The sequence below is a fragment of the Flavitalea flava genome, assembly GCF_054461575.1.
In genome coordinates, this window is sequence record NZ_JBTLQH010000086.1 from 1 (window position 1) to 10,059 (window position 10,059).

At 44.0% G+C, this 10,059-nt stretch carries 11 protein-coding genes; 3 read left to right on the forward strand and 8 right to left on the reverse strand.

Annotated elements, in window-relative coordinates; genetic code table 11:
* Positions 1 to 1,041: 1,041 nt before the first annotated feature.
* A complete protein-coding gene (locus ACX0G9_RS30980) occupies positions 1,042 to 1,419 on the forward strand; it encodes a hypothetical protein (protein ID WP_459068873.1) in 378 nt (125 codons plus the stop codon).
* A 269-nt stretch (positions 1,420 to 1,688) separates the two neighbouring features.
* Here the strand turns inward: ACX0G9_RS30980 and ACX0G9_RS30985 are convergent, their stop codons facing one another.
* From ACX0G9_RS30985 to ACX0G9_RS31005, 5 genes are all read right to left on the reverse strand, one after another.
* Complete coding sequence (locus ACX0G9_RS30985) at positions 1,689 to 2,600, reverse strand: alpha/beta hydrolase (RefSeq protein WP_459068874.1); 912 nt, start codon at positions 2,598 to 2,600, stop codon at positions 1,689 to 1,691.
* 25 nt (positions 2,601 to 2,625) lie between these two features.
* Positions 2,626 to 3,558 (reverse strand): NADP-dependent oxidoreductase, encoded by a 933-nt coding sequence (locus ACX0G9_RS30990; protein WP_459068875.1) that lies wholly within the window; start codon positions 3,556 to 3,558, stop codon positions 2,626 to 2,628.
* A 28-nt stretch (positions 3,559 to 3,586) separates the two neighbouring features.
* On the reverse strand, positions 3,587 to 5,137 hold the full coding sequence (locus tag ACX0G9_RS30995; RefSeq protein WP_459068876.1) for an oxidoreductase: 1,551 nt from the start codon (positions 5,135 to 5,137) through the stop codon (positions 3,587 to 3,589).
* A gap of 77 nt (positions 5,138 to 5,214) precedes the next feature.
* Positions 5,215 to 6,195, reverse strand: coding sequence for a helix-turn-helix domain-containing protein (locus ACX0G9_RS31000; protein ID WP_459068877.1), 981 nt, complete (start codon positions 6,193 to 6,195; stop codon positions 5,215 to 5,217).
* A 319-nt stretch (positions 6,196 to 6,514) separates the two neighbouring features.
* Positions 6,515 to 6,982, reverse strand: coding sequence for a hypothetical protein (locus ACX0G9_RS31005; RefSeq protein WP_459068878.1), 468 nt, complete (start codon positions 6,980 to 6,982; stop codon positions 6,515 to 6,517).
* A 614-nt stretch (positions 6,983 to 7,596) separates the two neighbouring features.
* Between ACX0G9_RS31005 and ACX0G9_RS31010 the strand changes: the two genes are divergently transcribed.
* Both ACX0G9_RS31010 and ACX0G9_RS31015 read left to right on the forward strand, forming a co-directional pair.
* Entirely contained in the window at positions 7,597 to 7,926 is a 330-nt protein-coding gene (locus ACX0G9_RS31010; RefSeq protein ID WP_459068879.1) for a hypothetical protein, read from the forward strand.
* 684 nt (positions 7,927 to 8,610) lie between these two features.
* Positions 8,611 to 9,117: a hypothetical protein gene (locus tag ACX0G9_RS31015; protein WP_459068880.1), complete on the forward strand. Its 507-nt coding sequence runs from the start codon at positions 8,611 to 8,613 to the stop codon at positions 9,115 to 9,117.
* A gap of 134 nt (positions 9,118 to 9,251) precedes the next feature.
* On the opposite strand, the gene ACX0G9_RS31020 is transcribed toward ACX0G9_RS31015, so the two are convergent.
* The 3 genes from ACX0G9_RS31020 to ACX0G9_RS31030 form a co-directional block, all read right to left on the reverse strand.
* Positions 9,252 to 9,407, reverse strand: coding sequence for a hypothetical protein (locus tag ACX0G9_RS31020; protein ID WP_459068881.1), 156 nt, complete (start codon positions 9,405 to 9,407; stop codon positions 9,252 to 9,254).
* Between the two features lie 60 nt (positions 9,408 to 9,467).
* Positions 9,468 to 9,761, reverse strand: coding sequence for a DUF6934 family protein (locus tag ACX0G9_RS31025; protein ID WP_459068882.1), 294 nt, complete (start codon positions 9,759 to 9,761; stop codon positions 9,468 to 9,470).
* Positions 9,643 to 10,059: hypothetical protein (locus ACX0G9_RS31030; protein ID WP_459068883.1), on the reverse strand; the 417-nt coding region annotated here is incomplete at its 5' end. The genes ACX0G9_RS31030 and ACX0G9_RS31025, both read right to left, overlap by 119 nt.

Below are 10,059 nucleotides of genomic sequence, written 5' to 3' on the forward strand. Positions count from 1 at the left end.
GCAGTTTACCACCAAGGAGGCCCGGATAAAACTAAAAAAACTTTATCCGACAATATTATATTGACTAGACACTAGGAAGATTTTTCATACCGATCGAAAAATTTAGTAAATTAGTTGTCGTGAAAGAAACAATGTATCATATTGATATTGAGATAGATAGGCTTACCAACAGTATAACTAACACTATTTCCGGCGATAACTTCTCTACGGAAGTTTTGCCGGTGACAAAGGCTGATCTAAAGAACATCACCAAGAAAAGTGGTTGGAGTTTTAACTGGAAGTCGTAGGCTGCGATGGATGATAGAGAAGTGTTTAAACTAACAATTAAAGGGATCCGCATATTGCGTAGGGCTTGGTAAGTATCACCGATTGAAAAGACCACATTTTCCTCCACCTCATCGAAAGCGCTCCCTTTAACTTCGGCAAACCGAACCTGTATGAAGGCGTTTCGGGCAACTTAGTCGCTTTTGCATGCAAGGAATCAATGGATAAGGGATATGATGGTTTCATATCTTTCTTCTCCAAGACCAAACTGATCAATCACTATGAAAAGACGCTTGAAGCTGTACATGTAGGATGCCGCCGGATGGGGATTTACGAAAATGCAGCAAAGAAATTAATATATCGATATTTTAAAACAAAATAATATGGGATACATTAAAGAACCAAAAGGTATAGACTTTGTTGTTGAACCCCATGTCTTAACAGACGAGGATCAGAAGATCATGAGCAAGATCATTGCAGACTATAAAGCCACTGGCAAAATTACCAGGGCCCCAAGGTCTAAAAAAACGCGTAGTACCAGTAAGAAAGTAAAGCGTTGACCAGCGCATTTTATTGTTCAAGCTAGGTTTGTTGCCTGACTAATGCTGCTGCAAATTATAATATATGTAAACTTCTGAATTTCAATAATTCATCAAAAAGGAAAGTTCAACAATTGTCCATCTTTCCCGACTAATTTCTGAAACCCGCTCTGGTAGCGGTTTTTTTGCAAAATACGTGGTTCCTTTGTGATAAATTTGGTTGATCAATTCTAAATTTATGAAGCCTAGATTAATGTATGTTGAGCTTAAAACCGGGTTCAATGATGATGGACCGGCCTGGATAGGGAAAGCGTTCTTCTCAAAGACTGGAAAGACAATATACTTCAATGGGAAGGCATTTCAAGGTGGTCGTATTGGCGGAAACCATCATGAGGTAGAGAGTCGGGATATATACTGGATTTCAGGAATTAAAAAGGACGGATCCGATAGGCATTGGGCTGGGTCCGGCAAAATCAAAATTGATAAATCGGTAGTTCTTGAATATCTGGCCATCACTAGAGAACAGGTACTACTAAAAAGCAAGTTTGAGATTGTTGAGCTGGATAACAATCCACCCAAAGAGGCAATGACTGAGATCGCCAATCGGAAATTATGAATTGATATTGCCGCCTGCAGAAAGATCATTTTTTCATATTAGTATAATGTCTAAATTGGCTACCCCATTTCCTTTAAAAATAGAAAATACTTGGATATATTCATTCTCAAATGGTAAGGTAAGCTAAGCGCCTCAAATCACTTATAAAAAGGTTCGAGAATTGTACAGGCAGGTCGACAAACAAGATCCGCGTAACTTCCGCTATTGAGGAGGTTTCGCTTTTGGAGCGGAGCTATCGCACTCGAATGGAATCTTTTTAATCACATTCTTTATTTTTCTAACTTTTCTCTCAAGAAGGCACAAGCCAGATTCATTGCATCCTGCCCCATTTCACCTACCCCTAAGAATCCATGCACATTCTCATAATTTTTATACAGCACTGGGACATCGGCATCTTTGAGCTTTTCTGCATAGGAATATCCCTCATCCCGAAGGGGATCATAGTTACAAGTCATAATCAAGGCCGGTGGGAGTTCTGAAAAATTTTTTGCCCGCAAAGGAGATGCTTCATCGAATAGGGATGGATCATTAACATAATTATCCCAAAACCATTTCATTACTTCTGCGGTAAGGCCAAACCCTTCCTTGTTTTCTTCCCAAGATGCATGATGACCAGAATAATGGTCCGTCACAGGATAAGCCAAGAACTGAGCAGCCAGCAGTACACCTTCGTTCGTCAAATGCTGGGCCGTAAAAGCGGCCATGTAGCCGCCGGCGCTATCGCCTGCCACGGCTATCCGGCTTCCGACGCCTTTGTATTTGCCGGCATTTGCTATCATCCACTTTGTCGCGGTGATGCAGTCCTCCGGGCCGGCGGGGTAAGGATACTCCGGGGCCAACCGATATTCGACCGACATGACAACAGCCCCGGATCTTGCGCAAAGCTCCCTGCAAATTTCATCGACAGAATCGATGCTCATGATTGTGAACCCACCTCCGTGGTAGTAAGCAATAATTGGGAATGGTCCTTCCCCTACCGGAATATATATCCTAATGGGAATTTCCTGCGCCGGGATCGACGTATTGATGATCTCCCCCACGGGTGTAGGGTCGGGATAAGGAGGAAGATGCTTCAATTTTTCCCGCGATTCGGCTGCGGGACGTTGATTGATGGTTGGTAAGCCCAACTGTTCCGCGAAAGCAATATTTTGTTGCACTTCGTGAGAAAGTATCGCTGACATCGTAATTTTTTTGAAGGTGCTGGAATTATTTGATCTGTAGAACGACCCTTCCCTTTTTCCTTGGGGTGGTCGAAGTCCCGGACAACTCTTCCCAGGCTGCGGCTGCTTGTTGTAGCGGGTAGACATTCCCCAGCCCGATCTTTAGTTTTCCCCCGTCGATTAGTTGGGCTATGTCTTCCAGTTCCTGGTGGGTGGGTTGCAATTGGGAGAATACCGCCTGTATTTTATATTGGGTGGCCAATGTCCCGGATATAGGCTGTGTTAGCGAAACAAGGCGTCCGCCTTCCTTTATGACCACGTATGAGCGCTGTAACATTTCACCGCCTGCGGTGTCGATGACAACATCTACTCGCCCTACACTATTTTCAAAAGGTGCGGCCTTGTAATCAATGACTTCATCGGCGCCCAGAGATAGCAACAACTCTTTGTCTGCGACTGAAGCCGTAGTGAGGACCCTTGCCCCGGTCCTATGAGCGATCTGCACCGCGTAGGCGCCCACGGCGCCTGCACCTCCATGAATGAGAATAGTCTGACCGTTCGTAATTTCCGCATACCGAACGGCCTGCCAGGCGGTCTCGGCTGCAACGGGCACGGAAGCAGCCTGGATAAAGTTCAACGTTTGAGGTTTCCTGGCGATGAATTTCGCGTCGACGGTAAGATAGTCCGCATACGTTCCCCCTTCCATCTTTTCTCCGTATACTTCGTCTCCCACTTTGTAACCGGTTACGGCGGCTCCGACCGACTCAATGACTCCGGAAAAATCAACTCCGGGGATCCATGGGAATTGCAGTGGCATAAAGTCCTTAAAGGCACCGGCCGCCTTTTTCAAGTCGATAAGGTTAACGGCTGCCGCATGAAGCCGGATCAGTACTTCGTGTTCTTTTACCGAGGGAATGTCGAGATCGATAGAAACCAGGTTTTTACTGGTACCGTATTCTTTTAGAGCAATGGCTTTCATGTTAAATAATATTTTTAAGCGATAGGAATTATTTTTCGAGGAAGTCCGGCGGAAATACCTGCATGCCGTATTTCGCGGCGATTGCCTGGAGTCTCTTAACCTCTTCCATGTCCAATGCCGGCGGAGGAAGGAAGGTGCCTGGAGCAACAGGCTTCCCTACCTCCAGGAAGAAATCGTCGAGTCCCGCAGGGGAGACTACGCACAGCAGGTGGGCCATCTTGTCCGTCTTGTTCTTAAAAGCATGAGGCCCACCCCCTTTGGGAATAAATACCGTGCTGCCGGCCTTGGCGACATGGATACCTAATTCCGTCTTGAATTCGATGTCTCCCTCCTGCACATAAAAAGTCTCATGAATGTTGGGATGGATGTGCGGGCCTGGGCCTCCTCCCGGCGGGACCAGCATGTCTATTATGGCAAATTCACCCTTTGTTTGGTTGCCCCTTATAAGCAGACGGTACGTGTCTCCTACCATCGACAGGCTGACACCTTCATCTTTTGCCACAATGGTAGCGGGGTGCAGGGTTGGATAATCGGTATAACCTTTTGCCCCGGGAGTATACAAGGTAGTTAGATCAGGCTGGTTAAGGTGTGCATGTAGCGCAATACGCTTGTCGAGGTCAGGGTTAGCGAGAAAAGACCGTCCAAAAGCCACCAGGTCGGCGAAACCGGCGTTCAAGGCAGCCTCAGCAGTCGCAGGTGTCAGGCCGTTGCATAAAATGATCGTGCCGGAAAAAGAGGCGCGGATCGTGTCAAAGGTTCTTTGAGGGATCATGGCGTTGGCGGCCACGTGGATATAAGCAATACCGATCTTCTCCATTTCGCCGGTGAGATAGCAGTAGGTGTCGTGGACTTCCTGTTCCGGGTAAGGCTGAAGATCACCAAGCTGGTTGAAGGGAGAAACGCGGATACCTACTTTTTCTTTGCCGATGGCATCGGCAATATGCTTTGCCAGATCAACCGCCAGTTTGGCCCTGGCCTTGATACTCCCCCCGTATTCATCCGTCCTGGAGTTCACATTTGGATTCAAGAATTGTTCGATCAGGTAGCCATTTGCCCCATGCAGCTCGATACCATCAAAGCCTGCCTCCACGGAATTCCTGGCAGCCTGGACATGGCCTTCGATAACTGCCGCGATACCGTCGGCAGTTAAAGCGGTCGGGCTCGAATGTTCTTGCATCCCCGACCTATCGGTGAAGATCTGGCCTGCGGCTTTTATCCCGGAGGCGCCCACCAATCGAGCCCCGTCGGGCAAATTGTCATAATGACCAATGCGCCCGGTATGCATCAACTGCAAAAAGATGCGGCTGCCACCTGCATGCACGGCTTCTGTAACTTTTTGCCATCCTTCTACCTGGGCATGGGAGAAAATGCCCGGGATACGGGGATACCCAAGGGCTTCCGGCGTAGGAGCCGTGCCTTCGGTGATGATCAACCCTGCTCCTGTCCTTTGGGAATAGTATTCGACCATTAGTTCGTTGGGGATATTATCGACCGCCCTGCTCCTGGTCATGGGCGCCATAACCAGATGATTTTTAAGAGTTATACGATCCTTCGTGTAAGGAGATAAGATTTTGTTCATAGTGCTGTGTCTTATTAAGGCACAAAGGTACTTTACCGGGCAGGAATAAAATAGTCATGAATGACCGAAAATCAGTCCTATCCGGCGGAGGAATATTTCTTTGGCGTCAGACCATAGTGTTTTTCGAACAGTCTGCTAAAATGGCTAAGATTGGAAAATCCCAGTTCATAGCCAGCTTCGGACACCGACCGGCCCGCACTCTTCAAAAGAAAGGCGGCCTCTTCCATCCTAGCATTTTGAAAATGATCGTAGATGCTGTCTCCAAATACCTGTTTAAAGAGCTTCTTCAACTTGGTCTCCCCCATACCGACCAGCACCGAAAGCTCCGCCAGCACTGGCGGCTTGCTAAGATCGGCCAGGATCGCCGCCCGGACCACGAACAATTTCTCTATATCCCATTTGTTCACGGCCTGTTGTGGGACAGCATCCCGTTTAAGCAATTTCCGGAATAGGATATACAGCAGCTCCTGTATCTTATACATATAATATAGTCGGTCCAAGTCTTCTCCCGCGGTATATTCCGTGATCTGCCTCAGCACTTTCTGCGTGTCCCTGTCCATGCGCTCATAAAAAAGAAAAGTGTTCCCGCTTGTGATGGTTTGTACAAGTTCATTCGGATGCTGGATTGGCAGCATAGTGACAAGCTTGTCCGTCATAATCCCAACAACCGTAAAATAGATATCCATTTTCGCGGGAAAACGCGTCACCGAATTGAGATTGCAGGAGGTGATCTGGATGGCGGACTCGTTATGTTTGGAAACATGAATGTTGTCCTGGCCCTCGGTCGTCATGCCGAAATTATCCTCATTGTTGTGGAAAATAAACGTAACAAGACCCTCGGGGTTTTCCGGTGCATGTCGTCGCAAGACAAACTCTTCCTTGAGCCGGTAACGGTGAATGATCAGGTGAACGCCCGCTTCGATGCTGATCTTCCGGACGTTGCCTTCGCCCATTGTGACGGGCAGGATCAACCTGTCCCCATTTAGGGGAACCTGGAGCTTTTTCGCAAAATCGGCCAGAAAATTATGGCCTTTCCCAGTAATAAAATCGATTTCCATAAATTTTTAATCAACAGTTTGGCATAACCGTAGTACAAGGATGCACCTCAAGTTAGCATTTTTTTAACCTTTTTGCATCTCATGCAAAAAGATAAAATCACGTCTTTAAATATTGGTTTTCAAATTGCTATATCCGCTAATTGCCTAAAATCATGGACAAACCGGTTCGAGAATTGTCCTGCCAAGTCGACAAGTAGAAAGGCAAAACCTCCCCATTGCGGAGACTCTTGCATTTATACGCGGAGGCAGAAGCCCGCATCGTCTTTTCACCGGCTGTTTAGAGTATACGAGCGTCAAAATGAATTTGCAGGCTTTGTTCTTATTTCTCGTAATAGTAACGAGTAAAATTCTCTCCATTGATCAACGTAAGTACCAAAAGATGGTCCGTGATCTTATTGATACAGGCGTGATAGTCATCTTCTTTCGAGTCAATGCGATTATTCGTTAACATAAATTTTGTAAAAGCGGGCTGCTTACCCGGCCTGAACCCGTCATCTTTAAATTCTATCTCCAATGGGGTTATCAAGACCATAGAATTGCAGGACCCATTGAATTTGAAGATGCCGTTATATGCCTTCCACGCCCCTTGTATTGTGCCATAGTTTATACTGTCGATCCTAACCTTCGAGGTCGTATCGAATGCCGTCCAATCGATATCCCGATGGGTTTTTTCGATGGTCCTAAGGAGCGCTTTGACTTCTGCTTTTGGCGATCTTTGGCAAAAACCGCGTTCAGCAACAGCCAGTGTTAGAATAAGGAAGGTGCTAACTAAGTTTATTTTATTCATGGTATTTGCTTTATTCCTGGAATTGATTAAGGCTGGTAATACGTGATCATGCGCCCCGCTGGCTTGTACCAAACCCACAGCCGTTCCCGTGATTCCGGTTGGCCACAGGTCAATACTTCTCCCTTAAAGCCCCGGAGATAGTCCTTGTATTGTGCAGTGTCAGTTTTGATCCCGAGTTTTTTTAAGATCATCTACTCCCTGGTTATATACTATAGAGATTACGCCGGAATCCAGTACATCGTTTCGCGGATAGAACTTGGGAGGACCAAATATTACCCCAATACCGAAAAACACCCAGGGATTCCTAGAGAGAAAAATTCACGCCGGACGAAAACCCGCTTTTGTCAAAACTTCCTTGGCCTTTTTTAGCCCTTTTACGGGTAGTATTTTTCTTTATAACTGACCTATTGCTAAGTTAATTAATTCTTTTCACTAGAAAAACCTAATAATCAGCTTTCTCTTCAGGAGTGAATTGGCTCTTTCATCAATGGAGCGAGTTTTAATTTTAATAGCCAACTGCGTAGTTTTTAATTCCTTAATATTCATATTTTTGTGAGTTCGAATCTTGAAACGTTTCATAATAAATTACTTTCAAAGGTGTTCAAAATTTTTAAATGACTATAGCTTCTACATATTTTATAAAAGCGCAGATTCCTACAGCAACCATTGGTCGGCTATTAAACTTGTACAAACGAGAAATCCTAATACAAGGAGCAGCGGACGCAGTTATAATTGACAATATAGTAGAGTTTTCCGGAGGATCACAAGCTAGAAAATATGGCAACAAATTTGCTGATTTTTCCGGGGGGCGCCTAATTATCGAAGAAACAGAAACAGAGTTTGAAATAAATCTGGAGGCGCATTTCCCTAAATGGATTCTTCTATTTGATGTTTACTTCATATCATTAAGAGATAATCTGGAGAGGGAGTTACAATCCGAGTAAAATGGATCTCTGAAGCAACCTTTTTAATTTTGAGGTATACTTCGCATTAAAAAATTGTTTTAAGTTGGTAGTCAACAATTAGAATTTTCATAGTGTGATAGAAAATGCTTGTTTTCAATCCACTAGACTACCTAAACGCCTGAAGTCAGGGATAAATAAGTTCGAAAATTGTACAGAGCGGGCGACCGGGACTATTTCTTTGTTAAACAAAGAAATAAACGTTCGAATCCTGTGACCATCAGATTAAGTTAGTAAAAAGATCGGACAACACCCTAAGCATTTTTTGCCCAGGCCGTTGTCCGACATCCTTGCATTTTTCCTATGCGACGGTACCGATTCGGATATACTCATTTGTAAGTATAGGAATTCCTTTTCCGGCCGAACCGGGTTAATTTCTATTCAGCACATTATGTTTCATGGAATCGATCACTTCGGATCGTTTGAAGTATACCCGCCTCTTCAGCCAGAGGTAGGGCAGGCCCTTCTTCATCGAATTGATAAGGTTTTTTCCTGGGGGAGAAAAATACTGATCATAACAATTAAGTTTTAACCAAATCTCAGTGTAATGGGTAAGGATAACAAGGAGGGATAGGGAAGGGATTAAGGAGAGTTTTATCTATTTGACTATTAGTTAATTATATTATCTTTAATTTGATTAACACAGATTTTTTTATATATTTTAAAATGGGAAAAGGAATTCCTTTCGAAAAACCTTGGCTAAATGCGGATAAATGGGTCAACTTCCAGATAGGGCAATGTAGATTGCATATTCAAATAGAGCGGACAAAGGAGTTTTATGCCGCTCAGCCTAAAATTTCGACAAATTGCTCGTGCGACAATTGTAAATATTTTGAAAATGAAGTAATTAATCATTCAAATAGACTTTTTGAGGTTTTAAAGGAAATGGGGGTTGATTTAAGCCGTCAACCCAATATAAACTCTGACGGTATTTGTTGCGTTGGAGATACAAAGCCAGACAAATTGGGATATATGGGCAACTATTTCGTTTATGGAAAAATCGGGAAGACCTCAAAAAAAAATAAAAAATCAGAAGATGATAACAGGGTAAGTGAAGTCACTTTTAATGACGCTGAATTTGGACATAATACCCAGGCCACAATCCGGCAATTTGAGGAAGATAAATTATCGTTTGGGTTTTATATGGATGTTGATAAATTTGATAAAATCTAATCTCGTAATTCATTTTTTTCTATTACGGTTTTTGCAGAGTATCTAGTTCACTTTCTTTATTTTTCCGGAGATAAGGAGGAAAAAAAAGTGGTGCACAGGCACCACAATAATTTATAAGAGGAGGAAATTAGTTCCTATTTAGGCAAGCACTTCATTTTGCTAAGATCATTATTAGCTTCTTCTAATTTTTTAGGAGCCAAAATTTTACCCTTCAACTTGTTTAGTTTTTCATCAACAATCAAGTTGATTTTTCGATCCCAGAAACTTATATTCTTTTCCACTTTTTTCATATATGCAAGTTACGAATAGTTTACAAGGTTGCAAAGAAATGGGCAAGCTTGCCCATTTCCTTATAATACGATTCTTCTTCTTATTAGAAAAGCGTTGATTTCCATGTTTTTACGAAAAGGGACAAATTCATCTTCATTTTCAATTCTTGCATAGATTTCAAAATTCAAAGATAGTTCTTCGAGGTTTAACCCTACGGCCATACGGTATAATCTTGTTTTCTCTTTCGTGTTACCTTTAAAATAGACCCATCGACGGGGATACCTCCTGGTATATGAATCTATTGCTTTGACAATAGTAGCTAATGGCGTCGAAGGCCCGCTGGTTGCCCGAGAGATAGATGTTCCCCACGGCATCCTGTGTAAGGTCTATTACGTCAAGGCTGCCGCTATACTGTGTCCAGAACGAGCAGCTATCCGTCTGCTCCCAGAGCAGGTTGCCGTTGGCGTCGAGCCGCCACATGGCCAGCTCGGTGCGGCCATTATACATTTCCGGAATATCCAGTCCTCCAAACATCAGCAACGTGCCGTCATTCAGCTCGAAACATTTATAAGCATAGGCGAAGTTCTGCGGATAGGTAAGCATACGATCCGGAGCATCGATGTTATTCAGGAAGGAGAAAGTAGCTTTGCTTTCTGAAAAACAGTAAGCATG